Below are 25,179 nucleotides of genomic sequence, written 5' to 3' on the forward strand. Positions count from 1 at the left end.
TTCGGCCAGGAAAATGCCCTGAGCACGGGGTATGGACGGGCGTACCAAAAAAGCGTGTTCTTCGTCTTGCGCGTTGCGGTTTCTTTACCTAAATTGTTGGAACAGTGTGATGGAGATAACACCCCATCGCTTATGTGGTGCAGCCTCGGCGTGCTAGGTGCCGGGGGGTGCAGACTCGAAGAGGGGAAACGAATGCACATGACCACCCCAACCAGCCGTCTGGACGTCGAGCAAGCAGAAGCGCGAATCGCCTGGGTCACCCAGGCTCGTTGCCGGGAAGTCGATCCCGACCAACTTTTTGTACGCGGCGCAGCACAGCGCAAGGCCGCAACCATTTGCCGGCATTGCCCGGTATTGATGCAGTGCGGAGCCGATGCTCTCGACAATCGTGTCGAGTTCGGCGTGTGGGGTGGCATGACGGAACGTCAGCGCCGGGCGTTGCTCAAGCAGCACCCCGAGGTGGAATCATGGTCCGACTTCTTCGAAGCTCAGCGGCAGCACCAATCCGCTGTCTGAAATTCGAGGATCGGAATCGCAGACAGGCACAGGCGGGTGACCGGTTCTCCGGCAGCGAGCTGATCAGCTCGTGCGGGTGAGCTGGTCACCTACCGCTCTCAACGCCTCGAGGTCCGACACCTCGAACGGCAGCGAGGGCACGCCGACGATCGGCACCCGAGGGTGGGCGGCCGTGAACCGGCTCAGCAGTTGGACCTCACGCTTGGCGATCACCGCCCGATGGGCGTGGATTCGCAGCACAGCGGCGGTGAGGGGGTCTTGGTCCCCGAGTTGATCGGCGGCAGTGACCGCATGATCGGCCGACAGAGAACTGAGAGTGGGGTGCGTCCGATTCAGGACGAGGCCCGCGAGCGGCATCTCGTCGCCTGCGAGCCGGTCGACGAAGAACGCCGCCTCCCGCAGTGCGTCCGGCTCCGCGGCCGCGATCACCAGAAATTTCGTGCCCGGCTGCCGGAGCAATTCGTAAGTGCGCGTGGCTCTTTCCCGGAAGCCGCCGAACATCGAGTCCAGTGACTGCACGAAACTCGAGGCGTCCGACAGCATCTGACTACCCACGATGGTGGAGACGCCGCGCAGCGCCAGGCCCATCGCACCGGTGACGAGCCGGGTGAGACCGCGACCCGGCGCGGTGAGCAACCGGATCATGCGACCGTCGAGGAATGCGCCCAGGCGCTGGGGTGCGTCGAGGAAGTCCAGGGCGTTGCGGGACGGCGGGGTGTCGACGATCACCAGGTCCCATTTGTCGCTGGAGGCGAGTTGCCCCAGCTTCTCCATCGCCATGTACTCCTGCGTTCCCGAAAACGAGGTGGCCACGGTCTGATAGAACGGGTTCGCGAGAATCTGCTCCGCCTTCTCCGACGTGGAGTGCTCGATGACCATCTCGTCGAACGTGCGGCGCATGTTGAGCATCATGGCGTGCAGTTCGCCCGTCGCGTCCGGTCCGAGCTCCACGGGTTGCGGCGTGTTGTCGAGTTCCGCGACGCCGAGCGCCTGCGCGAGCCGGCGCGCCGGGTCGATGGTCAGCACGACCACCTTTCGCCCCTGCTCCGCCGCGCGCAGTGCCAGCGATGCGGCTGTGGTGGTCTTGCCGACGCCACCGGCGCCGCAACACACGACGATCCGCGTCGCCTTGTTCTGCAGAATCCCCGCGACATCGAGAGCGGAGGCGGTGCGGCGACGCTCGTGTTCAGTTGTCTGGGTCATCGGACACCCTGTTCCGTCAGATATTCGGCGAGTTCGTACAGTCCGCCCAGGTCGACACCGTCGGCGAGGGACGGCAGATGCAGTCGCGCGCCATCCACTTCGCTGAGCTGACCGGCGCTCTCCTCCTGTGCCTCGAGGACGGACGCGTGCTCGATCGTCTCGGTGAGCAACCCGGCGAAATCCTCTTCGTCGAGGGTGATCCCGCTCTTCTGCAGTCCGGCCCGGATCGATTCGGCGTCGATGCGCCCCTTCGCGGCGTCGGCCAGCGTCTCGGCGGGCAGGAACTGCGGGCTGGTGCGGTTGACGACGATGGCGCCCAGCCGCAGATCGGCGCGGACCAGTTCCTCTGCGGCGTCGGTGGTCTCCTGCACCGGAAGCGCCTCGAGCAGTGTCACGAGGTGGACGACGGTCTCGTCGGAATGCAGCAGGCGCACCACGCCCTCACTCTGCGAACGCACCGGCCCGCCCTTCGCGAGGTCGGCCATCGCCTTCGTCACGTCGAGGAAGTTGCCGATCCGCCCGGTCGGCGGGGCGTCGACGACGACGGCGTCGTACACCCGCTTGCCGGACTTGTCGGTGCGCACCACACATTCCTTGATCTTGCCGGTCAGCAGCACGTCCCGAAGCCCCGGTGCGATGGTGGTGGCGAACTCGATGGCGCCGAACTTGCGCATCGCGCGGCCGGCGAAGCCGAGGTTGTAGAACATCTCGAGGTATTCGAGGAACGCGGTCTCGATGTCGATGGCCAGCGCCATGACCTCCCCGCCGCCCTCGGCGGCCGCGACTTTCGTCTCCTGCGGCGGCAGCGGGGGCACGTCGAAGAGCTGGGCGATCCCCTGCCGGCCCTCGACTTCCACCAGCAGCACGCGACGCCCACCCTCGGCCAGCGCGAGAGCCAACGCGGCGGCCACCGTGGACTTTCCGGTGCCGCCCTTTCCGGAGACGAAGTGCAGCCGGGCCTGCGCGGCCTTCTCGGGCCACGTCGGGGTGAGCTGGTCTGGGGATGCAACCACGGGTCGAGCCTATAAGTCTGGGAGCCGGGATGTGCGGGGGATAGGCTCACCGGCATGAGTGAATTGACTTCCTGGGAGTACGCCACCGTTCCGCTGCTCACACATGCGACCAAGCAGATCCTCGACCAGTGGGGCACCGACGGCTGGGAACTGGTGACGGTTCTGCCCGGGCCTACCGGTGAGCAGCACGTCGCGTACCTGAAGCGTCCGAAGGGCTGACGGCCGTGGCAGAGACACAGAACTGGTCTGCTCGCCTCGCCGAGCTCGGCATCACGCTGCCGTCCGTCGTTCCGCCGGTGGCCGCCTACGTGCCCGCCGTGCGCACCGGCAACTACGTCTACACGTCGGGGCAGCTGCCGATCGTCGAGGGCAAGCTGACGGTCGCGGGGAAGCTCGGCGCCGGCGTGTCGGACGAAGACGCCAAGGCCGCGGCCCGGGCCTGCGCACTCAACGCGCTGGCGGCGGTCGACGCGCTCGTCGGCATCGACTCGGTGGTGCGGATCGTGAAGGTCGTCGGATTCGTCGCGTCCGCCGAGGGTTTCACCGGTCAGCCCGGTGTTGTGAACGGCGCTTCCGAATTCCTCGGTGAGGTGTTCGGGGACGCGGGCGCCCACGCGCGTTCGGCCGTCGGCGTCGCGGAATTGCCGCTCGGCGCACCCGTCGAGGTGGAACTGATCGCCGAAGTGCGGCCGGAGTCGTAGTGCCATGACGCTTGCCCATCCGGCCTACGCCCAGGTGCGGGAGGTCACCCCGATCGTCTCGGTCATGCTCGAGAACAATCCCGGCATGATGACGCTCGACGGAACCAACACGTGGATCCTTCGTGCGCCGGGCCGGGACGAGTGTGTGGTGGTCGATCCGGGTGACGCCGACGAGGAGCATCTCGCCCGCGTCGCGGCACTCGGACCGGTCGCGCTGACGCTGATCACGCACCGTCATTTCGACCACACCGGGGGAGTGCAGCGGTTCTTCGAACTGACCGGTGCGCCCGTGCGTTCGGTGGATCCCGAATTCCTTCGGGGCGGCGGCGAAACCCTCGTGGACGGCGAGACCATCGACGTCGCGGGGCTCACCCTCACGGTGATCGCCACGCCCGGGCACACGAAGGATTCGGTGTCCTTCACCGTGGAAGGTGAGGGCACTGTCCTCACCGGCGACACGATCCTCGGCCGCGGCACCACTGTGCTCGACGACACGGACGGCGACCTCGGCGACTACCTGTCGTCGCTGCGCCGCCTGCTGGACCTCGGAACCGGACACCGGGTGATGCCCGGCCACGGACCCGAACTGCCCGAACTGAACGTCGTCGCGCAGCAGTACCTCGATCATCGCGAGGAGCGACTCGATCAGGTGCGGGCCGCGCTCGGCGAACTCGGCGGCACCCCCACCGTCCGCGAGGTGGTCGAGCACGTCTACTCCGACGTCGACCCGAAGTTGTGGCCGGTGGCGGAGAAGTCCGTCAACGTGCAGCTCGCCTACCTGCGCAGCGTCGACTAGTCACTGAAACGACTGCGGCCACCCCCTCGCTGTGAGGGGGTGGCCGCAGTCGTAGGTGCCGGGACTACCGCGCGCGACGTGCCAGGCGCTCGGAGTCCGAGATCAGCACGCTCTTGCCTTCGAGGCGAAGCCATCCGCGGTGCGCGAAATCGGCGAGCGCCTTGTTGACGGTCTCACGGGAAGCGCCGACGAGCTGGGCGATCTCTTCCTGCGTGAGGTCGTGGGTGACGCGCAGCGAGCCCGCCTCCTGGGTGCCGAACCGCTGCGCGAGCTGCAGCAGCGCCTTGGCGACACGACCGGGGACGTCCGTGAAGATGAGGTCGGCCAGGTTGTTGTTGGTGCGACGCAGACGGCGCGCGAGCACCCGCAGGAGCTGTTCGGCGATCTCGGGGCGGTGGTCGATCCACGCCTTGAGCGCTTCGCGGTCCATGCTGACCGCGCGGACCTCGGTGACCGTCGTCGCGGTGGACGTACGCGGACCCGGGTCGAAGATGGACAGCTCACCGAACATGTCGGACGGGCCCATGATCGTCAGCAGGTTTTCACGGCCGTCCGGCGAGCGGCGGCCGATCTTCACCTTGCCCGAAACGATGATGTACAGGCGGTCACCGGGCTCACCTTCGTTGAAGATGACATGTCCGCGGGGGAAGTCGACAGGCTGCAGCTGCTTGGTCAGCGCCGCTACCGCTGAGGGCTCGACTCCTTGGAAGATGCCGGCTCTTGCCAGGACGTCGTCCACGTGCGCTCCTTGGGAATATTGTTCGTCTGTATGCATATTGTGCGCGATTTGCTGCATGTCGACGATGCCCCGGTGATCCGCGGCGTGTCGCTGTGCAACAGGTACGGCTCTGAAGTCTACGTTGAGACGGCTCGGTCTGAGTGACCGATACCACGGAAGTCGCAAAAGTTAACCGGGGGATGCGTCCTTCGGTGTGCTGATACGGGGGCTGCCCAGCGCTCAGCTGGCGCGCCGCGAGCCCACTTCGGTGACGGCGGCGTCGTCGGATTCGAAGCCCGACCGACCCTTGCGACGTCGATGGAAGCGTGCCAATGCGTGGGGGAAACCTTCGTGGGCCAGGGTGGCCACTTCGTCGTGACTTGCCTGGTCGAGGAACTCTTCCACCTCTTGCTGACGAACCGTGAGCCGGCGGAGTCTGAACTCCACCCGCTCCATTGCCAGCGCAAACAGCATCAGCAGCACTGGGAAGAGGACCACAGCGAGACCTTGCATACCGGGAAGTAAACACTGGAAATGTCTCAGAAGCGACACAGCGGCGATTCGGATCGGTCGGGTATCCGTAGAATTGTTCCCGTGCATGCGACCCCCAGCGACGGCTCCGAAGTGCGTGGACGCACCCGTTCGCGGGCCGCGAAACAGGACGAAACCCGGATCGGACTCGTCCGGCGCGCCCGGAGAATGAACCGGCGGCTCGCCGAGGCCTTCCCGCACGTCTACTGCGAGCTCGACTTCACCACCCCACTCGACCTCGCCGTCGCGACCATCCTCTCCGCGCAGTGCACTGACGTGCGGGTGAACATGGTGACGCCGGCGCTGTTCGCCCGCTATCCCGACGCCAAGGCGTACGCGGAGGCCGAACGCACCGAACTCGAGGAATACATCCGGTCCACGGGCTTCTACCGCAACAAGACGAACTCACTGATCGGGCTGGGGCAGGCTCTGCTGGAACGCTTCGACGGCGAGGTCCCCGGCAATCTGAAGGACCTCGTGACGCTGCCCGGGATCGGCCGGAAGACGGCCAACGTGATCCTCGGCAACGCGTTCGATGTGCCGGGAATCACCGTCGACACCCACTTCGGCAGGCTCGTCCGACGCTGGAAGTGGACCGAGGAGGAAGACCCGGTCAAGGTCGAGCACGCGATCGGCGCCCTGATCGAGCGCAAGGAGTGGACGCTGCTCTCGCACCGCGTGATCTTCCACGGCAGACGCGTCTGCCACGCCCGCAAGCCCGCCTGCGGGGTGTGTGTGCTCGCCAAGGACTGTCCGTCGTACGGGCTGGGCCCGATCGACCCCGACGTCGCCGCCGAACTGGTTCGTGGACCGGAGACGGAGCATCTGCTGCGTCTGGCCGGCAGGTGAGGGTAGATACGGGTGTCTAGCGCAGCGCGGTGGAGTCTGGCCGCCCTCGTCGTCGTGGTGGCTCTCGTCGTCGCGATCTGGCCGCGGGGTGACGACGCGGAGGTGCCGTCGTACCAGGACCGGTTCGGTTCGGGTGGCCGTACCCCGACGGCGGTGAGCGCCGATCCCGACGCGCTCGCGGCACTGAGGACGCAGGCGGGTCTGGAATCGTGCCCGGCCTCGACGGCCACGTCCGAGCCTTCGCCGGGTTCGGTGCTGTCCGGCATCACACTGGAATGCGTGGCCGACGGCAGCCAGGTGGATCTGGCCGCCGCGCTCGGTGGTAAACCGGCGTTGCTGAATCTGTGGGCCTACTGGTGCGGCCCCTGCGCCGAGGAGCTGCCCTATATGCAGCAGTTTTCGGATCGTGCGGGTGACGCGGTTACCGTGCTTACGGTGCACACCGATCCCAACGAGTCCAGCGCGCTGTCCCGGCTCGTCGACTACTCCGTCACGCTGCCCGGTGTGCAGGACGGCGACGGGCGCGTCCGCGTCGCGGTCGGAGCCCCGCCTGTCCTGCCCGTCTCGGTGCTGATCCGGCCCGACGGCACGGTGGCGAAGGTTCTGCCGCAGCCGTTCCGCAGCGTCGACGAGATCGCGGACGCCGTCGAACAGAACCTGGGGGTGGCGGCATGACGAACTCCGTGGAGGGTTCCGCCGTTCCGCCGTGGCTGCGCCGGGTCGTGCACCGGACCCCGGCCGACCCGCACAAGATCAACCCCGTCCTCGATCGGCGCGCACCCCGCGGCGCGACCACCCGTGAGGCGGCGGTGCTCGTGTTGTTCGGCGGCCCCGTCGAGGCGGACCCGCTGATGTCGGGAGGTCTGCCCGCCGACGCGGACATCCTGCTCACCCAGCGTGCGTCCACGATGCGTCAGCACAGTGGTCAGGTGGCGTTCCCCGGGGGCGCCAGCGATCCCGGCGACGAGGGGCCCATCGCTACCGCGCTGCGGGAGGCCCAGGAGGAGACGGGACTCGACCCGTCCGGTGTCCGCCCGCTCGCCGTGCTCGAGGAAATCTTCATCCCGCCGTCCGGCTTCGACGTCACTCCCGTCCTCGCGTACTGGGAGAAGCCCAGCGAGGTCGGCGTGGTCGATCCCGCAGAGGCGGAACGTGTCGCCCGGGTCCCCGTGCACACCCTGATCGATCCGCGAAACCGGTTCCAGGTGCGGCACCCGGCCGGATACCAGGGTCCCGCGTTCGCCGTCGACGGCATGCTCGTGTGGGGTTTCACGGCCGGCATCCTGGCCGCCCTGTTCGCGGTCTCCGGCTGGGAACAGGAGTGGGACCGCCACGACATCCGCGACCTCGACACCGTCCTCGCCGAACTCGACAACGATCTCGACGACGACCATCTGACCCACGGTCACGGCCGGCCGGCGGCCGAGCGATGACGGGCTCGCACTGGATCGACCTGGCGATCGTGCTGATCGCCTTCGTCGCCGCGACGTCCGGCTGGCGGCAGGGCGCGGTGGCGTCGGTGCTCGCCTTCATCGGGGTCGTACTCGGTGCGGTGGCGGGCATCCTGATCGCCCCACACGTGCTCGTGCACGTGGACGAGGGTCGCGGCCGCGTGCTGGTCGGTATCGCCCTGATCGTGGTGCTGGTGATCATCGGCGAAGTCGCGGGCATGGTCCTCGGCCGCGCCGCGCGGGGAAGTATGCACAGTCCGGTCGCGCGGTCCGTCGACAGCGTGATCGGCGCCTGCGTGCAGGCCGTCGCGGTGTTCGTCGCGGCGTGGCTGCTGGCGATCCCGCTCACGTCCTCGTCCCAGCCTCAGCTGGCGGCGGCGGTGCGCGGGTCGAGCGTCCTCGAAACTGTCGACAACATCGCGCCCGCCTGGATGCGGCAACTGCCCACCGAGTTCACTGCCCTGCTCGACACGTCCGGGCTTCCCGACGTCATCGGCCCGTTCGGGCGTACCCCCATCACGACCGTCGACCCGCCGGACGCCAGCGTCCTGGAGAGCCCCGTCGCGTCCTCGCTGCAGTCGAGCGTGCTGCGGATCCGGGGTGTGGCCCCGAGTTGTCAGCGGGCGCTCGAGGGATCCGGATTCGTCGTGGCGCCCGACCGGGTGATGACCAACGCCCACGTGGTCGCGGGAACGGCGGGCATCGTCGTCGACACGGCGAACGGGCCGATGGACGCCGAGGTCGTGCTGTTCGACCCGTCCGCCGACGTCGCGGTGCTCGAGGTGCCCGGACTGGACGCCCCCGTCCTGAACTTCGCGCCCGAGCCGGCCCGGACCGGCGACAACGCCCTGGTGCTCGGATACCCGGGCGGCGGGCCGTACACCGCCAGCGCCGCGCGGATCCGGGAGATCCTGGACCTCAGTGGTCCCGACATCTACCGGGCGGGAACGGTCCAGCGTGAGGTGTACACGGTCCGCGGTTCCATCCGGCAGGGGAACTCGGGCGGACCGCTCGTCGACAGCGACGGCCGGGTGCTCGGGGTGGTCTTCGGCGCCGCCGTCGACAACAGCGACACCGGGTTCGTGCTCACCGCCGCCGAGGTATCGCGTCAGCTGCAGGCGGCGTCCGGGGCGTCCGTCGCCGTGGACACCGGGGCGTGCATCCTCTGACCGTCGGTCAGACGGTGCGGGGTGCGACGAGGTCCAGCAGGGCGGCGTTGACCCGCTCCGGGGCTTCCCAGTGCGCGTAGTGGCCGACACCGGGGACCGTATGCATCTGCTGGGTGGGTGCGAAGCGGTGACTGCGGCGCACGGTGTCCGCGAGCACGTACGGGTCGAGGTCGCCGTGGAGGTGCAGGACCGGGATCCGCAGCGTCTGATCCATCGACGCCATGAACCGGCTGCCGTCCGGGCGGAACTGGCTGCGGAACGCCCACCGCTGATACTCCAGGGTGCAGTGCGCGGTCCCGGGAATCTGAATCGCCGAGCGCATCCGTGACATCACGACGTCGAACTCCGGGTTCTCCGTCCAGGCGGGTCCGGAGCGTTCGCGGATCAACCGTTCGACCTCCGACCCGTTGTCGCGGGTGAGGCGACGTTCGGGACGCCACGGCACCTGGCAGGAGACGAACGAGGGCAGCAGGGCCTTGCGCTGGTAGCGGTCGTGGAGGACGGCCTGCTTGAGCGCGACCGGATGCGGCGAGCTGACCAGTGCGATCGACCGGACGAGGCGAGCGTGGAGGACGGCCGTCGCCCAGCAGACGAGGCCGCCGTCGGCGTGCCCGACGAGGGTGGCCTCGCCGTAGCCCATCGCCCGGATGAGGCCGGCGATGTCGCCGGCCAGCGTCCACCCGTCGTAGCCGCGCGGCGGTTTGTCGGAATCGCCGTAGCCGCGCAGGTCCACGGCGACGGCCCGGTACCCCTCCGCGGACATCGCGGTCAGCTGATGGCGCCACGACCACCAGAAGTCCGCGAATCCGTGCAGCAGGACGACGAGCGGCGCATCCGGGGCGGATGCGCCGACCTCGACGGTGTGGAAGCGGATTCCGTTGGCATGGATGTCGCGATGAATCCAGGGGCCGTCGAAACGGACGGTAGACGGATCGGGTGGTGCCACAGGAGCGAGTTACCGCGCGTGACGTCCGCTGGACGACGCGAGATGGGCTTCCGCGTCCGAGTACGACGTCGGGAGCACCGTCTTGGCCTGCCTCAGCGAGTCGATGGTCTTCTCCGGTGCGCGGAGTTTGCGTACCCGCAGATAACCGAGCAGCGCGAGGACCGCCGTCACCACGACCATGATCAGGAAGACGATCAGGAACGCCAGCCAGCGGGCGATCCACACGTCGAGGAGTTCGGCGAGGAAGAAGAAGAAGAAAAACGAGCTGAACAGCAGCACGGTGAACGCGAGGATGAAGAACAGGCTGCCCTGCAGGCCCTTCTTGACCTCACCGGTGACCTCGGCCTTCGCGAGCTCGACCTCGGCGCGGACCAGGGTGGACACCTGCGCGGTCGCATGCTTGACCAGCGTGCCGAGGCTCGCCTCGCCGGGTGTCTGAGCGTCCACGTCCGTGAGCGGGATCGACGACACCGTGTTCGGCACCCCGTCTCCCGTGTATCGCGGGCTGTCTCCCTTGCCGTGAGTGATGCTCACTTGTCGACCCCTCCAGGTAGCTCTTGCACTTCCGAGTCATCCTTCCGGGCCGCATGGACCCGACCGCGTCGCCACAGTAACGCTGATCCGATCAGCGACGCTGTCAACGATGTCACGAGCACCGCGACCTTAGCTATTTCGGCCTCGCTGCCGTCACCGATTCCCGCAAGCGCGAGATCCGCTACGAGAAGGCTAACGGTGAACCCGATCGCACCGAGCACTGAGAGGGCAAACATGTCCCGGAATCCCAGTGCTCGCGGCTTCTTCGCGATACCCAGGCGGATCGCGAGCCAGGAGATGCCGAAGATGCCGACGGTCTTGCCGACGAGGAGCCCCGCGATCACGGACTGCGAGATCGGGTTGGTGAACAACTGCCCGAGGAGCTCGCTGCTCAGGGCCACGCCGGACGCGAACAGGGCGAACAGCGGGACACAGACGCCCGCCGACAGCGGCTGGATGCGGTGCTCGAGGCGGGCGCCCGGGGATTCTCTCTCGCCGGGGTCGCGCCGGACCCGGGTGAGGAGGCCGAGCGCGACACCGGCGAGTGTGGCGTGGATTCCGGCGTCGTGCATGCAGAACCAGGTGAGCAGTGCGAGTGGAACGTAGAGCAGTGGGGTGGTGATGCGCCGGTGCTGGGCGAACGCGTAGACGGCCAGGCACACGGCGGCGCCCAGCAGCCACAGCAGGGCGATCGAGCTGGTGAACAGGACCGCGATGAGCACGATCGCGAGCAGGTCGTCGACGACGGCCAGGCTGAGCAGGAACACCCGGGCGCTGGCCGGGATGCGAGACCCGGTCAGCGCCAGCACACCCAGTGCGAACGCGATGTCGGTGGCGACCGGGATCGCCCAGCCCCGTTCCATGCCGGGCGTGCCGGCGCCGATCGTCGCGGCGATGATCGCGGGCACGACCACACCGCCGCAGGCCGCGATGATCGGGAGCAGGGCACGTTTGCGGTCGGCGAGTTCGCCCACCACCATTTCCCGCTTCAATTCGAGGCCGGCGACGAAGAAGAAGACCGCCAGGAGCCCGTCCTGCGCCCACGTCCCGACCGTCAGGTTCAGGTGGAGTGCCTCCGGGCCGATCTGCCAGTCGCGCAGTGCGAAGTACGAATCCGAGACGGGGGAGTTCGCCCACACGAGGGCGACCGCCGCGGCGACGAGCAGGATCGAACCGCCGACCGTCTCGGTGCGGAGGTAGCGGGAGAGTTCGGAGCGGAGGGGCTGGGTCACCGGGGGCGCTCGCTTTCGATGTGGTCCGGGTACGGCAAATGCTCTGCCGACCAGACTTCCCGGCGCACCGAGAAGAGCTTATCCAATTTGCCAAGCGAAAGACACGAGGTGTTCAATTCCTAAGGAATGGACGCTCGTCCCAATAGTTGAAATAGCATCGTGCAGGAGTAAGTCGAGTGAGCAGTGCCGTCGATACGTCGAAGCCAGAACCGGACGGCGGGGCCACCGTCGCCGGCGTACCCAGAAGCCGGATCGTCGTCGCGAGCATGGTGGGAACATCCATCGAGTTCTACGACTTCTACATCTATGCCACCGCGGCCGTGTCGGTGTTCCCGCACCTGTTCTTCCCCAAGGGAAACGGCACCACCGCCCTGCTGGCGTCCCTCGCCACGTTCGGTCTGGCCTTCGTCGCCCGGCCGCTCGGCTCGATCCTGTTCGGCCACTTCGGCGACCGCATCGGACGCAAGACGACGCTCGTCGGCTCACTGCTCACCATGGGTATCGCCACGTTCGTGATCGGCCTGCTGCCGACGTACCACCAGATCGGCCTCGTCGCGCCCGCACTGCTGGCGTTGATGCGGTTCTGTCAGGGTCTGGGACTAGGCGGTGAGTGGAGTGGCGCGGCGTTGCTCGCGACCGAGACCGCGCAGAAGGGCAAGCGGGCCTGGGCCGCCATGTGGCCGCAGCTCGGCGCACCCATCGGGTTCTTCCTCGCCAACGGTCTGTTCCTGATCATCACGCTGTTCCTGGCCCACGACAACAGCAGCCCCGACCTGGACGGCGCGTTCCTCACCTGGGGCTGGCGTATCCCGTTCCTGCTCAGCGCGATCATGGTGATGATCGGCCTGTACGTGCGGCTGAAGCTCGAGGAGACGCCCGTGTTCGCCCGCGCCGTCGCGCGGGGCGAGAAGGTGAAGACCCCGCTGGCCGAGGTGTTCAAGACCAGCTGGCGTCAGCTGATCATCGGCACGTTCGTCATGCTCGCCACGTACACGCTCTTCTACATCATGACCACCTGGGTGCTCAGTTACGGCACCGGCAAGACTCCCGCCCAGGGCGGCACCGGAGCCGGCTTCCACTACACCGACTTCCTCGTCCTCCAGCTGATCGCGGTCCTGTTCTTCGCGGCCGCCGTCCCCGTGTCGGGGTGGCTGGCCGACCGCTTCGGTCGCCGCATCACGCTGCTCACCATCACCGGGTTCATCATGGTCTTCGGGCTCACGTTCGGCGTGATGCTGAACCAGGAGGGCATGGGCAACGCCCGCATGCTCGTGTTCCTGGCCATCGGAATGTTGTTGATGGGCATGACCTTCGGTCCGATGAGCGCCGTTCTGCCCGAGTTGTTCCCGACCAACGTGCGCTACACGGGTTCGGGGATCGCCTACAACACCGCCAGCATCCTCGGTGCCGCCGTCGCGCCGTTCATCGCCACCTGGCTCGCCACGTCGTACGGCGTCGGCTGGGTGGGCATCTACCTGCTGATCGCCGCCGCGCTCACGTTCGTGGCGCTGCTCGTCATGCGCGAGACCCGCGACCAGTCCCTCGACGACGTAGGGGCATAGCCCCCGTGCGCCTTTCTGGTAGTTCCAACTACCAGAAAGGCGCACGGGCTACGCCTATAGTTCTTGCATGGCGAAAGCCGTGCTGCTGTCCAGGACGGCCCGGATCCGGCTGCCGAAGCAGGATCTGTGGTCGTTCCTCGCCGATACCGATCGGCTCAACCGCAACATCGATCTGTCACCGGTGCACTTCGCTCCGATGCCGGACCGGCGGCGCAAGGGGCACTATTCGGCGGAGACCCGTTCGTACGGGCGGCGGGTGCGGTACGAGGAGTTCCCGTTCGAGTGGATCGAGGGCCGCTTCTACCAGGTCCTTCGTCGGTTCTCTCGCGGTCCGCTCGCGGAGGTCTCCACGGGTGTCCGGCTTCGCCCGGTCGCCGACGAGACCGACGTCGAGGTGTTCGCCCGGATCGTCCCGCGGACCTGGTTCGGGTCGATCGTGGCGCGAACCCTACTGGCGCGCAAGGGAATACGGAAAACGGTGGCGCTCGCACGCGCGTTGGAACTCCACGTTCGCGACCCGCAGACGCACGCCGTGCCCGCGCTGCCGCCGCCGGAGCAACTCGACGCCGGCCGGCTGGAACTCCGCACAGCACAGCTGTCCCGATCGCACGATGCCCCGAACCTCATCGGGCGCTTGGCATCCCACCTGCGGACCGCCTCCGAACTGGAGGTGACGGGCATGCGGCCGTTCGAGCTGGCGGACCGCTGGGGTGTCGATCGGATGCAGCTGCTGTACGTCTTCCTCCACGCCGCGGACTGTGGACTGCTGGACCTGAGCTGGAGCGTGCTGTGCCCCGTCTGCCGGACCGTCCGTGAGGACGCCGGCCGGATGTCACAGTTGGCGAGCCGTGTCCACTGCGACACGTGCGACATCGCCTTCGACACCGACCTGGTTCGGTCGGTGGAGATCCGCTTCGACGTCAATGCGGCCGTGCGCCGGGCGGAGCGGGCCCGGTACTGCATCGGTGGTCCGGCGAATTCACCGTCGGCGGTGGCTCAGCTGCGGCTCGAGCCGGGTGAGCAGCGTTCCGAGCACCTCGAACTCGACCCGGGGTGGCTGCGGCTCCGGTGCTATCAGGTGGGCTCCCCGGTGGCCTGCGAGGTCGGCCAGGCCGGTGGAACGCTGCGGGTCGAGTGCGGGCCCGGCGAACTCCGGGTGCGGAGTTCACCCGCCACCGACGGAGCGATCCGGCTGGAGGTCGCCAACCGGCTCCCCGGCGAAGCGCTGGTGGTGGTCGAGCGGGAGCGGTGGAAGGACGCCGCGGCGACCGGCGCGCTCGTCACGTCGCTCGACGGTTTCCAGGACCTGTTCCCGGACCAGGGGGTAGCGCCCGGCGACGAGATCGGGATCGCGAACCTGGCGGTGCTGTTCACGGATCTGAGCGGCTCGACTGCCCTGTACGAGCGCATCGGGGACGTCCGGGCGTTCGCGTTCGTGCAGAGCCATTTCCGCTACCTGCGTGACGCCGTGGTGCGCGAGAACGGCGGCGTCGTGAAGCAGATGGGCGACGCGGTCATGGCGACGTTCGCGGACGCGCGGGAGGCCTGGTCGGCGGCGGCGTCGATGCAGTCCGGCTGGGACGACTTCCGTCGCGGGCACCTCGGCGGCGACGATTCGGTGGCGTTGAAAGTCGGGCTGCACCAGGGACCCGCGGTGATGATCGACAACGACGGCCGGATCGACTACTTCGGCGCGACCGTCAACCTGGCGGCGCGGGTGCAGGGTTGTGCGGCGGGCGGCGACATCGTCCTGTCCCGGGCCGTTCACGACGACCCCGAGGTGGCACCGCTGCTGGCGGAATCGGACTACCGGTGCGACGTTTTCACGACCGGTCTGAAGGGAATCGGCGAGGAGCAGACGCTGTGGCGGCTTCGCCGCCCGTGAGTGGTTGAGGAGTGCAGGGACTCGTCAACCACTCACGGGGCGCGGAGCGCCCTACTTGCCGCGGATGGCGTCGAAGACCTTGGGGTCGACGAGCGTGGAGGTGTCGCCGAGGTCGCGGCCTTCGGCGATGTCCTTGAGCAGGCGTCGCATGATCTTGCCGGACCTGGTCTTGGGGAGTTCGGGGACGATCGTGATCTGGCGGGGCTTGGCGATCGGGCTGATCTCCCGGGACACTTCGGCCTTGAGTTCGGCGATGAGGGTGTCGCCGGTGTTCTCGACGCCTTCCCGGAGGATGACGAACGCGACGATGCCCTGGCCGGTGGTGTCGTCGGCGGCGCCGACGACGGCGGCCTCGGCGACACCGTGGTGCCCGACGAGGGCGGATTCGACCTCGGAGGTGGAGATGCGGTGCCCGGAGACGTTCATGACGTCGTCCACGCGCCCGAGCACCCACAGGGCGCCGTCCTCGTCGTACTTGGCGCCGTCGCCGGCGAAGTACCAGCCCTGCTCGGGGTAGCGGGACCAGTAGGTTTCGCGGTAGCGGTCCATGTCGCCCCAGATGCCGCGGAGCATCGCCGGCCACGGCTTGTCGAGCACGAGGTAGCCGGAGCCGCCGGCGCCGAGTTCGTTGGCGTCGTCGTCGACGATCTTCGCGGAGATACCGGGCAGGGGTGCCATCGCCGATCCGGGCTTGGTGGCGGTGATCCCGGGAAGCGGGGAGATCATGATCGCGCCGGTCTCGGTCTGCCACCAGGTGTCGACGATCGGGGCCGTGTTCCCGCCGATCACCTCGCGGAACCACTTCCAGGCCTCGGGGTTGATCGGTTCGCCGACCGAGCCGAGGAGCCGGATCGAGGACAGGTCGTGGGCGTCGGGAATGTCCCTGCCCCACTTCATGAAGGTGCGCACCAGGGTGGGTGCGGTGTAGTAGATGCTGACGCCGTACTTCTCGATGATCTGGAAGTGGCGGTGCTCGTCGGGGGAGTTCGGGGTGCCCTCGTAGACCACCTGGGTGACACCGTTCGAGAGTGGCCCGTAGACGATGTAGCTGTGGCCGGTGACCCAGCCGATGTCGGCGGTGCACCAGTACACGTCCTGCCCGGCCTTGTGGTCGAAGACGTTGTGGTGGGTGTACGACGCCTGGGTGAGGTAGCCGCCGGAGGTGTGGATGATGCCCTTGGGCTTTCCGGTGGTGCCGGAGGTGTACAGGATGAACAGCGGGTGCTCGGAGTCGAACGGCTGCGCCTGATGGGTGTCGGACGCCTTTTCGACGGTCTCGTGCCACCACAGGTCACGACCCTCGGTGGTGTCGACGTCGATCCCGGTGCGCTTGACGACGAGCACGTTCTTGACGGATGCGGCGCCGTCCACCGCTTCGTCGACGGCGGGCTTGAGGGGTGCGGCCTGGCCGCGGCGCCACTGTCCGTCGACGGTGACGACGAGCTTGGCTTCGGCGTCGTCGATGCGGGAGCGCAGGGCGGCGGCGGAGAAGCCGGCGAACACCACCGAGTGGGTCAGGCCGAGGCGGGCGCAGGCGAGCATGGTGATGATGGCCTCGGGGATCATCGGCATGTAGATCGCGACGCGGTCGCCGGCGACGAGTCCGAGGTCTGTGAAGGTGTTGGCGGCCTTGCTGACTTCGGCGAGCAGGTCGTTGTAGGTCAGGTCGCGGGTGTCGCCCGGTTCGCCTTCGAAGTGGATGGCGACGCGGTCGCCGTTGCCGGCGAGGACGTGGCGGTCGACGCAGTTGTAGGCGACGTTGAGCCGTCCGTTCACGAACCACTTCGCGACGGGCGCGTCGGACCAGTCGAGAACCTCGGAGAAGGGGGCGTGCCAGTGCAGGCGCTCGGCCTGCTTCGCCCAGAATGCGAGACGGTCTTCGTCGGCGGCAGCCTGGAGGTCGGGGCCGGCGTTCGCCGTTGCGGTGAACTCGGGGCTCGGCGGATACACCTGCGGGACGGAATCAGAATGTTCCGACTTCTCCGTCGCTCCGCTCGCCTGTGCTGCACTGGTCATTGTGGCCCGGCCTTCTTTCCAGTCTCGAATTCGGCACTTCTAGCACGTGTGAGGGTAGTCACATGGTCTCCCGAGCGCACCGTTGCAGAGGGTTGCATGCCCATATTCTGCGACGATCGGTCGGCTGGACGCGACGGACGGCGATCGGGTGCGACGAGTGGATACCCCTGCGCCGACGATGTTTCGATCAGGTGCCGATTGCACGAGTTTCGCCCGTCGTGGCTACACAGATTGAAACGTTGACTTATCGTCATCCCATCATTCGGGCTGCGCCCGGAACCGCTGCCCGGAACCACGCAGATCTGGGAGGATCGTTTTGCGCATCACACGTGTGGCAACCGCCGTTCTGGCGGTCGGCCTGGCAGCAGGGATGCTGTCCGCCTGCTCGTCCGGTGATTCGACGAGCGGGGGTGGTAGCGGAATCGTCAACGCCTGGGCAAGTGAACCGCAGAATCCGTTGATTCCCACCAATACGAGCGAGAATCAGGGCGGCCGCGTCGTCGACTCACTGTTCGCGGGCCTCGTTTCCTACGACTCCGACGGCGGGGTGAACAACGAGGTCGCCGAGTCGATCGAGACGACGGACGGCAAGAACTTCACCGTGAAGCTGAAGGACGGTTGGACGTTCACGGACGGCACGCCGGTCACGGCAGCCTCGTTCGTCGACGCCTGGAACTACGGCGCACTGTCCACGAATGCGCAGATCCAAGCGTCCTTCTTCGACCCGATCCAGGGCTACGACGAGGTGGCCGCCGAGAACCCGACGGTGCAGACCATGTCGGGACTGAAAGTGGTCGACGATTCCACGTTCACGATCGAACTGAAGCAGCCCGAGTCGGCATTCCCGGACCGCCTCGGATTCGCCGCGTACTACCCGTTGCCTGCGGTGGCGTACCAGGACATGGCGGCGTTCGGTGAGAATCCCGTCGGCAACGGTCCGTACATGATGTCCGGCCCCGGAGCGTGGCAGCACAACGTCCGGATCGACACCGTCGTGAACCCCGACTACAACGGCAACCGTAAGCCGAAGAACGCCGGCGTCGACTTCGTCATGTACAACAGCCTCGACACGGCGTACACGGATCTGCTCGCGGGCAACGTCGACGTTCTCGACCAGGTGCCGCCGAGCGCGGTCACGACGTTCGAGACCGACCTGCCGGGCCGCACCGTGAACCAGCCGTCCGCGACCATCGAGACGTTCACGATCCCGGGCCGGCTGCCGCACTTCAGCGGTGAGGAGGGCACGCTGCGCCGCCAGGCCATCTCGATGGCGATCAACCGCGACCAGATCACCCAGCAGATCTACAACAACACCCGCACCCCCGCGCTCGACTTCACCAGCCCCGCCATCGAGGGCTGGTCGGATTCGCTCGTCGGCAACGGCAACCTGAAGTATGACCCGGAGACGGCGAAGCGGCTGTGGGCCCAGGCCGACGCCATCGCCCCGTGGTCGGGCAGTTTCGAGATCGCGTACAACGGCGACGGCGGCCACAAGGAATGGGTCGACGCCACCGCCAACAACATCCGCAACACCCTCGGTATCGACGCGAAGGGCAAGGAGTACCCCACGTTCGCGCAGATCCGCACCGAGGCCACCAACCGCACCATCCCCAGCGCGTTCCGTTCGGGGTGGCAGGGCGACTACCCGCAGCAGTACGGCTTCCTCGCGCAGAACTACCAGACCGGCGGCAGCTCCAACGACGGCGACTACTCGAATCCCGAGTTCGACCGGCTTCTGCGTGCCTCCGCGGGTGAGGTCGATCCCGACAAGGCCCAGGAACTGCTGAATCAGGCGCAGGAAGTTCTCCTGCGCGACCTGCCTGCCGTCCCGACGTGGTACCGCAACGCCGCCAGCGGCTGGTCGGAGAACGTGTCGAACGTGGTCATCGACTGGAAGGGCATCCCGATGTACTCCGACATCGAGAAGAACTGACGCACCGGAGATTCTTCGACGACGGGTGGGGCCGCGAGCTGTCAGTTCGCGGCCCCGCTCGGGAGTACGAGCCGAGGCTACGGATTCCTGACGTCACTGCTCCCGACGAATAGGAGGTGATCCGATGCTCTGGTACGTCGGTCGCCGTTTGCTCCAGATGATCCCGGTGTTCCTCGGGGCCACGTTCCTGATCTACGCGATGGTGTTCCTGCTGCCCGGAGACCCGATTGCCGCGCTGGCCGGCGACAAGGCACTCAGCCCCGCGGTGGCGGCCCAACTCCGTGAGCGATACCACCTCGACGAGCCGTTCCTGACGCAGTACCTCCTGTATCTGAAGGGCATCTTCACCCTCGACTTCGGTACGTCCTTCTCCGGCCGCCCCGTCAGTGAGGTTCTGGCGCAGGCATTCCCGATCACCATCAAGTTGTCCCTGATGGCGCTCGCCATCGAGGGGATCTTCGGGATCGGCTTCGGCCTGTGGGCCGGACTCCGCAAGGGCGGCATCTTCGACAGTTCCGTCCTCCTCGTGAGCCTGGTGATCATCGCGATCCCGATCTTCGTCATCGGCTTCCTGGCCCAATTCTTCGTCGGCGTGAAATGGGGGTTGGTGCCGCCGACGGTCGGGGGCAACACCAGTTTCAAGAATCTGCTGCTGCCCGCGTTCGTCCTCGGGTCGGTGTCGTTCGCGTACGTACTCCGGCTCACCCGGACGTCGGTCGCCGAGAACCTCACCGCCGACTACGTGAGAACCGCGACGGCCAAGGGTCTTTCGCGGCGCCGCGTGGTGCAGGTGCACGTGCTGCGGAATTCGCTGATCCCGGTGGTCACGTTCCTCGGCGCCGACCTCGCGACCCTGATGGGCGGCGCGATCGTCACGGAGGGCATCTTCAACATCAACGGTGTCGGCGGCACGATCTACCAGGCGGTCACCCGCGGTGAGGCGCCGACGGTGGTGTCCTTCGTGACGGTGCTGATCGTCATCTATCTGCTCGCCAACCTGCTCGTCGACCTCCTGTACGCCGCGCTCGACCCGAGGATTCGCTATGTCTGAGAAAGTGGAGAACGAGTCGCCTCGGACGGGCGACCGGAAGACCCGTCAGGCGCATTTCGTGGCACCCGAAGAAGTGGCGGCGCCGGGAGAGACCGACGCCGTCCACATCGACCAGCCGCCGACGAGCATGTGGTCGGATGCGTGGCGGGACCTCCGCAAACGTCCGCTGTTCCTGGTCGCCACGGTGATCATCGTCGTGGTGATCGCCGTGGCAGGCTTCCCCGGTCTGTTCACCGGCACCGACCCCAGGTTCTGCGATCTCGCGTTCAGCATGCAGGGTCCGTCGGCGGGGCACTGGTTCGGATTCGACAAGCAGGGTTGCGACATCTATTCCCGCACGATCTACGGGGCCCGGGCGTCGGTGCTGGTGGGTGTCGGTGTCACGTCGATCGTGCTCGTCGTGGGCGTGGTGTTCGGTGCGGTCGCCGGGTTCTACGGCGGCTGGGCAGACTCGCTGCTGTCCCGGATCGCCGACATCTTCTTCGGTATCCCGCTCATCCTCGCCGCGATCGTCCTGATGCAGCTGTTCGCCGACCGCACCATCTGGACGCTGATCGTCGTCCTGGCGCTGTTCGGGTGGCCTCAGATGGCGAGAATTGCTCGTGGCTCGGTGATCTCGGCGAAGAACAACGACTACGTGATGGCGTCGCGGGCGCTCGGTGTGTCGAACGTGCGCACCCTCGTCCGGCACGTGCTGCCGAACTCCCTCGCCCCGATCATCGTGATCGCGACCATCTCGCTCGGCACCTACATCGTGGCCGAGGCGACGCTGTCGTTCCTGGGCATCGGGCTGCCGTCCACCGAGATCTCGTGGGGCGGAGACATCAGCACGGCCCAGGTCACGCTCCGTCAGGGGTCACCGATCCTGTTCTACCCGGCAACCGCGCTGGCGATCACGGTGCTCGGTTTCATCATGATGGGCGACGCTCTGCGGGACGCGCTCGATCCCAAGGCCCGGAAGAGGTGAGCGCGGTGCCCACGAACGAATCGGCCGGACCGCAGAATTCGGCCGACGAGGTGCCGTTGCTCGAGATCCGGGACCTGGAGGTGTCGTTCCAGTCGCATTCCGGGCTCGTGCCCGCGGTGCGCGGTGTCAGCCTCACGGTGTATCCGGGGCAGACGGTGGCGATCGTCGGTGAGTCCGGTTCGGGTAAGTCCACGACCGCGCACGCGATCATCAACCTGCTGCCCGGGACGGGCAAGGTGACCGGCGGTCAGATCCTGTTCGAGGGGCAGGACCTCGCGGAGGCGTCCGAGCGCGAGTTCGTCGCGCTGCGCGGTCAGAAGATCGGGCTCGTCCCGCAGGACCCGATGTCCAACCTCAACCCGGTGTGGAAGGTCGGCTTCCAGATCGAGGAGGCGTTGGAAGCCAACGGGATCGAGAAGGGCAAGGCCGCGAAGGCGCGTGCCGCCGAGCTGCTCGAGGAGGCCGGACTCGCCGACGCCGAGGACCGCCTGGGCCAGTATCCGCACGAGTTCTCCGGCGGCATGCGCCAGCGCGCCCTCATCGCAATCGGGCTGTCGGCCCGCCCGCAACTGCTGATCGCGGACGAGCCCACGTCGGCCCTCGATGTCACGGTCCAACGCCAGATCCTCGACCATCTCGACGGTCTCACCAACGAGCTGGGCACCGCGGTCCTGCTCATCACCCACGACCTCGGCCTGGCCGCCGAGCGGGCCGAGCACCTGATCGTCATGAGCAAGGGGCGGGTGGTCGAGGCCGGGCCGGCATTGGAGATCCTGCAGCGGCCGCGCCACCCGTACACCCGGAAGCTGGTGGCGGCGGCGCCGTCGCTGGCGTCGCAACGCCGGAGTTCTTCGCTGGCCCGGGCGGACGTCCGGGAGCACGCCCTGGAGGTGGTCGGCGAGGCCGAACAGCACGGCGAGATCGGCGTCGAGTTCGGCAAGGCCACCGACGACGTGGTCGTGGCCACCGGGCTGACCAAGGTGTTCAAGCTCCGGCACGGGCTGCGGAAGTCCACCGACTTCACCGCCGTCGACGACGTTTCGTTCGCGGTCCGCCGCGGGACGACCACGGCCATCGTCGGCGAGTCGGGGTCGGGTAAGTCGACGGTCGCGCAGATGGTCCTCGGGCTTCTTGCGCCGTCGTCGGGGAATGTCGTGTTCGACGGCAAGGACGTCGCGACGCTGGACCGCCGCGAGACGCTCGCGTTCCGTCGCCGGGTGCAGCCGATCTTCCAGAATCCGTACGGCACGCTCGACCCGATGTACTCGATCTTCCGCACCGTCGAGGAGCCTCTGCGCACCCACAAGGTGGGGACGAAGGCGGAGCGGGAAGCACGGGTACGCGACCTGCTGGACAAGGTGGCGCTGCCGGCTTCGGTGATGCGGAGGTTCCCGAACGAGCTGTCCGGTGGCCAGCGGCAGCGGGTGGCGATCGCCCGGGCGCTGGCGCTGCAGCCGGAGATGGTGGTGTGCGACGAGGCGGTGTCGGCGCTCGACGTGCTGGTCCAGGATCAGATCCTGACCCTGCTGAACGACCTGCAGGCAGAGCTGGGGTTGACGTACCTGTTCATCACCCACGACCTGGCGGTGGTGCGGCAGATCGCCGACGACGTGCTCGTCATGTCCACCGGCGCGATCGTGGAGAAAGCGACCACGGACGAGGTCTTCACGTCCCCGCGGGAGGAGTACACGCGGAAGCTGCTGGATGCGATTCCCGGCGGATCGATCCGGCTCGGCGCCTGACGCGGGACCGCGCCGGGTAGCGTTCCGGTACGTGAGCGACCCGTTGCAGCCCCTCGTCGACCTTCCCGGCGTCCGTGAAGCCGCGGACCGTGCGCGCGACGCGCTCGGTGCGGTTCACCGTCACAAGACCAACCGGCGCGGCTGGCCGACCACGGCGGCCGAGGCGGCGGTCCGGGCGGCCCGCGCCTCGGCGTCGCTGGACGGCGGCAGCACCGAGTTACCCGCGCCCGGCGAGGCCGGCGACCCGATTCTGTCGGGGTCGCTGCGGGTCGGGCAGGCCCTCGACGGTGACGCCCTCACCCTTCTGCAGTCCACCTGGCAGCGGGCACCCCTGCAAGCGCTCGCGCGGCTGCATCTGCTGGCCGCGGCCGATCTCGTGGAGGATCAGGAATCGCTCGGCAGGCCGCGTGCCGGGTCCGGCGTCGCGGAGCGGCTCGACGGTCTCGCCCAGCTCGTGACGGGGGGAACGGCTGCGCCCGCGCCGGTACTGGCGGCCGTGGTGCACGGGGAATTGTTGACGCTGAAGCCGTTCGGAGTCGGCGACGGTATCGTCGCGCGCGCCGCGTCACGTCTGGTTTCCGTGGCGAGCGGGCTCGATCCGCACAACCTCGGGGTCCCGGAGGTCAGCTGGTTGCGGCGGCAGCAGGCGTACCGCAACGGGGCTGCCGCGTTCGCGTCGGGCGAGCCGGAGGGTGTCGGCAGTTGGGTCGTCCTCTGCTGCGGCGCTCTGGAGGCCGGAGCGCGGGAGGCCACGTCGATCGCGGAGGCCGCAGCGAGTTAGCCGAAATATCCTGCGCTACAAGAATTCCCGAACATGTGAAACGGGCGGCGCTGCCGACTGCTGTCGACTTCGCCGCCCGTTAGCACGGACAACCGGTTACCAAGCGTGCAATGTGGGTTGTGTGGGTGGCCTCGGCGAGAGTCCGAATATCGTCGGGTCGTCCTTGCAACCTGTGCAGGGTCCTTGCCGGTGAAGACTCGAGTCTCGCAGGCCCACAACGCTTCTGCCCTTATAGTGGCTTATGCTTCGCGTGGGTACCTAGTGCCCGTGCTGGGAATCCTGGTCGGGAGATCGATCCTTCTCTTCTGGGTCGACCTTGGCCTTCCGTTCTTCCGTAACTCCTTTGTACCCCGTGACCCCCCTCACAGCAAGTATCAAATTCGGTTTGTGACCGTGTCGCGGGTTGCGGCGGTCAGCGCTTGCGGCGCAACACTCCATACGTGAATGCGCCCGCGACCAGGGCCCCGACGCTCACCGCCGCCGTGGTCGCGACGGTGGTGGCGGACGGCGCCTGGAGGCGTGCCCGGAGGGAGACCGGATTCGAGAAAGTCAATATGGGCCAACCGTTTCCGGCCGCGGCCTTCCGCAACGCCCGGTCCGGGTTGACCGCAGTCGGGTGGCCGACCGCGGTCAGCATCGGGAGATCGGTCACGGAGTCGGAGTAGGCGTAGCATGCCGACAGGTCGTAGTGGTATTCGTCGGCCAGTTGCCGCATCGCGTCCACTTTGCCTTCGCCGTAGCAGTAGAACTCCACCTCGCCCGTGTAGAGCCCGTCCGCGACCGCCATGCGGGTGGCAGTGCTGCGCGTGGCCCCGAGTGCTTCGGCGATCGGCGCCACCACCTCCTCGCCCGACGCCGAGACCACGATGACGTCGTGGCCGCGCAGCTTGTGGTCTGCGATGAGGTCGGCGGCCTCGGCGAACACCAGGGGGTCCACGATGTCGTGGAGGGTTTCGGCGACCACGGACCGGACCTGGTCCACGTTCCAGCCCGCGCACATGCTCGTGAGGTAGGCGCGCATCCGCTCCATCTGATCGTGGTCCGCGCCCGACAGCAGGAACAGGAACTGCGCGTAACTGCTCTTGAGGACCGATCGGCGGTTGATCAGGCCCTGGTCGAAGAACGGTCTGCTGAACGCGAGGGTGCTGGATTTCGCGATGATCGTCTTGTCGAGGTCGAAGAATGCGGCAACCCGACCTGTCTCGGTGTGTCGACCTGTCTTGGCACTGCTCTGTGGCTTCGCGGTCACAATTCCCAAGGATATGCGGACTTCGGGTCGGGTGGGGGTTCGTATGAACGGCCTGAGGAAGGGTCTTTCGGCACTATCGACACGACGGAACGTTCAACAGTTGAACTTGCAAATACTGATCGGGGGAGGTGTAGTATTGCTGATGTCCGGATTTGATCCGGGCGATGTTCAGCCCGACCCCCCGGGGCTGAACACTGACGACCCTCGCCTCCTCCCCCCCTGGCGAGGGTCGTCCTCTGTGTGCGGCAGGTCTGCCGCCTCTCTCGGATCGGTACAAAAATTGGTGCGGTAGTACCAGTTTTTATCCACAGGGCCGAAGTTGTCCACAGTTCGA

Annotated in this window: 24 protein-coding genes; 15 read left to right on the forward strand and 9 right to left on the reverse strand. The window is 67.3% G+C overall.

All coding sequences use genetic code 11. The features are described from left to right. The first annotated feature begins 192 nt into the window (after positions 1–192). Positions 193–516, forward strand: a complete 324-nt coding sequence (locus tag QM806_RS11785; protein ID WP_005248496.1) for a WhiB family transcriptional regulator — start codon at positions 193–195, stop codon at positions 514–516. A 63-nt stretch (positions 517–579) separates the two neighbouring features. Here QM806_RS11785 and bagB read toward each other — a convergent pair whose 3' ends face one another. Next, entirely contained in the window at positions 580–1,719 is a 1,140-nt protein-coding gene (bagB, locus tag QM806_RS11790; protein ID WP_005570581.1) for an ATPase BagB, read from the reverse strand. Further along, positions 1,716–2,732 carry an ATPase BagA gene (gene bagA / locus QM806_RS11795; RefSeq protein WP_054245902.1) on the reverse strand — a complete coding sequence of 339 codons (1,017 nt, stop codon included), beginning with the start codon at positions 2,730–2,732 and terminating at the stop codon, positions 1,716–1,718. Before bagA ends, bagB begins: the two co-directional genes overlap by 4 nt. A 54-nt stretch (positions 2,733–2,786) precedes the next feature. Between bagA and sp36 the strand changes: the two genes are divergently transcribed. Genes sp36 through QM806_RS11810 form a run of 3 tightly spaced genes read left to right on the forward strand, consistent with a single transcriptional unit; the run spans position 2,787 to position 4,229 of the window. Further along, on the forward strand, positions 2,787–2,951 hold the full coding sequence (sp36, locus tag QM806_RS11800) for a Sp36 family protein (RefSeq protein ID WP_005248493.1): 165 nt from the start codon (positions 2,787–2,789) through the stop codon (positions 2,949–2,951). 5 nt (positions 2,952–2,956) lie between these two features. After that, a complete protein-coding gene (locus QM806_RS11805) occupies positions 2,957–3,433 on the forward strand; it encodes a RidA family protein (protein ID WP_005256087.1) in 477 nt (158 codons plus the stop codon). A gap of 4 nt (positions 3,434–3,437) precedes the next feature. Continuing rightward, on the forward strand, positions 3,438–4,229 hold the full coding sequence (locus QM806_RS11810; protein ID WP_269591116.1) for an MBL fold metallo-hydrolase: 792 nt from the start codon (positions 3,438–3,440) through the stop codon (positions 4,227–4,229). Between the two features lie 64 nt (positions 4,230–4,293). Here the strand turns inward: QM806_RS11810 and QM806_RS11815 are convergent, their stop codons facing one another. Beyond that, entirely contained in the window at positions 4,294–4,968 is a 675-nt protein-coding gene (locus tag QM806_RS11815) for a Crp/Fnr family transcriptional regulator (protein ID WP_005256089.1), read from the reverse strand. A gap of 219 nt (positions 4,969–5,187) precedes the next feature. Next, positions 5,188–5,460, reverse strand: a complete 273-nt coding sequence (locus QM806_RS11820; protein ID WP_005248489.1) for a hypothetical protein — start codon at positions 5,458–5,460, stop codon at positions 5,188–5,190. Between the two features lie 21 nt (positions 5,461–5,481). On the opposite strand from QM806_RS11820, the gene nth reads away from it, so the two are divergent. From nth to marP, 4 genes are read left to right on the forward strand one after another with little or no spacing between them, the layout of a single operon-like run. After that, positions 5,482–6,327 (forward strand): endonuclease III, encoded by an 846-nt coding sequence (nth, locus tag QM806_RS11825; RefSeq protein ID WP_502943850.1) that lies wholly within the window; start codon positions 5,482–5,484, stop codon positions 6,325–6,327. A gap of 12 nt (positions 6,328–6,339) precedes the next feature. Beyond that, positions 6,340–7,002 (forward strand): TlpA family protein disulfide reductase, encoded by a 663-nt coding sequence (locus QM806_RS11830; protein WP_043787391.1) that lies wholly within the window; start codon positions 6,340–6,342, stop codon positions 7,000–7,002. After that, a complete protein-coding gene (locus QM806_RS11835; protein ID WP_005561770.1) occupies positions 6,999–7,760 on the forward strand; it encodes an NUDIX hydrolase in 762 nt (253 codons plus the stop codon). The genes QM806_RS11830 and QM806_RS11835 overlap by 4 nt, the downstream gene beginning before the upstream one ends. Further along, positions 7,757–8,947 carry an acid resistance serine protease MarP gene (gene marP / locus QM806_RS11840; protein ID WP_005256096.1) on the forward strand — a complete coding sequence of 397 codons (1,191 nt, stop codon included), beginning with the start codon at positions 7,757–7,759 and terminating at the stop codon, positions 8,945–8,947. Before QM806_RS11835 ends, marP begins: the two co-directional genes overlap by 4 nt. A 7-nt stretch (positions 8,948–8,954) precedes the next feature. On the opposite strand, the gene QM806_RS11845 is transcribed toward marP, so the two are convergent. From QM806_RS11845 to nhaA, 3 genes are read right to left on the reverse strand one after another with little or no spacing between them, the layout of a single operon-like run. After that, entirely contained in the window at positions 8,955–9,893 is a 939-nt protein-coding gene (locus QM806_RS11845; RefSeq protein ID WP_005256097.1) for an alpha/beta fold hydrolase, read from the reverse strand. Between the two features lie 9 nt (positions 9,894–9,902). Beyond that, entirely contained in the window at positions 9,903–10,427 is a 525-nt protein-coding gene (locus QM806_RS11850) for a phage holin family protein (RefSeq protein ID WP_005256099.1), read from the reverse strand. Continuing rightward, entirely contained in the window at positions 10,424–11,659 is a 1,236-nt protein-coding gene (gene nhaA, locus QM806_RS11855; protein WP_005561768.1) for a Na+/H+ antiporter NhaA, read from the reverse strand. Before nhaA ends, QM806_RS11850 begins: the two co-directional genes overlap by 4 nt. Positions 11,660–11,835: 176 nt before the next feature. Between nhaA and QM806_RS11860 the strand changes: the two genes are divergently transcribed. Continuing rightward, positions 11,836–13,221 (forward strand): MFS transporter, encoded by a 1,386-nt coding sequence (locus tag QM806_RS11860; RefSeq protein ID WP_005256102.1) that lies wholly within the window; start codon positions 11,836–11,838, stop codon positions 13,219–13,221. Positions 13,222–13,288: 67 nt separating this feature from the next. After that, complete coding sequence (locus QM806_RS11865) at positions 13,289–15,106, forward strand: adenylate/guanylate cyclase domain-containing protein (RefSeq protein WP_283291463.1); 1,818 nt, start codon at positions 13,289–13,291, stop codon at positions 15,104–15,106. 51 nt (positions 15,107–15,157) lie between these two features. Here QM806_RS11865 and acs read toward each other — a convergent pair whose 3' ends face one another. Next, positions 15,158–17,122 (reverse strand): acetate--CoA ligase, encoded by a 1,965-nt coding sequence (gene acs / locus QM806_RS11870; RefSeq protein WP_054245907.1) that lies wholly within the window; start codon positions 17,120–17,122, stop codon positions 15,158–15,160. Between the two features lie 316 nt (positions 17,123–17,438). On the opposite strand from acs, the gene QM806_RS11875 reads away from it, so the two are divergent. The 5 genes from QM806_RS11875 to QM806_RS11895 all read left to right on the forward strand — a co-directional run bounded on the left by QM806_RS11875 (position 17,439) and on the right by QM806_RS11895 (position 23,596). Beyond that, positions 17,439–19,055, forward strand: coding sequence for a peptide ABC transporter substrate-binding protein (locus QM806_RS11875; protein WP_043787390.1), 1,617 nt, complete (start codon positions 17,439–17,441; stop codon positions 19,053–19,055). A 124-nt stretch (positions 19,056–19,179) separates the two neighbouring features. Next, positions 19,180–20,106, forward strand: a complete 927-nt coding sequence (locus QM806_RS11880; protein ID WP_005248477.1) for an ABC transporter permease — start codon at positions 19,180–19,182, stop codon at positions 20,104–20,106. After that, positions 20,099–21,073: an ABC transporter permease gene (locus QM806_RS11885; RefSeq protein ID WP_039951795.1), complete on the forward strand. Its 975-nt coding sequence runs from the start codon at positions 20,099–20,101 to the stop codon at positions 21,071–21,073. Before QM806_RS11880 ends, QM806_RS11885 begins: the two co-directional genes overlap by 8 nt. Continuing rightward, entirely contained in the window at positions 21,070–22,815 is a 1,746-nt protein-coding gene (locus QM806_RS11890; protein WP_005561759.1) for a dipeptide ABC transporter ATP-binding protein, read from the forward strand. Before QM806_RS11885 ends, QM806_RS11890 begins: the two co-directional genes overlap by 4 nt. Positions 22,816–22,846: 31 nt before the next feature. Next, positions 22,847–23,596 carry a hypothetical protein gene (locus QM806_RS11895; protein ID WP_005561757.1) on the forward strand — a complete coding sequence of 250 codons (750 nt, stop codon included), beginning with the start codon at positions 22,847–22,849 and terminating at the stop codon, positions 23,594–23,596. 412 nt (positions 23,597–24,008) lie between these two features. On the opposite strand, the gene QM806_RS11900 is transcribed toward QM806_RS11895, so the two are convergent. Further along, positions 24,009–24,845 (reverse strand): HAD-IB family hydrolase, encoded by an 837-nt coding sequence (locus QM806_RS11900; protein ID WP_005561755.1) that lies wholly within the window; start codon positions 24,843–24,845, stop codon positions 24,009–24,011. Between the last annotated feature and the right edge of the window lie 334 nt (positions 24,846–25,179).

The organism is Rhodococcus sp. IEGM 1351 (assembly GCF_030056875.1).
In the GTDB taxonomy this organism is placed as follows: Bacteria; Actinomycetota; Actinomycetes; order Mycobacteriales; family Mycobacteriaceae; genus Rhodococcus_F; species Rhodococcus_F opacus.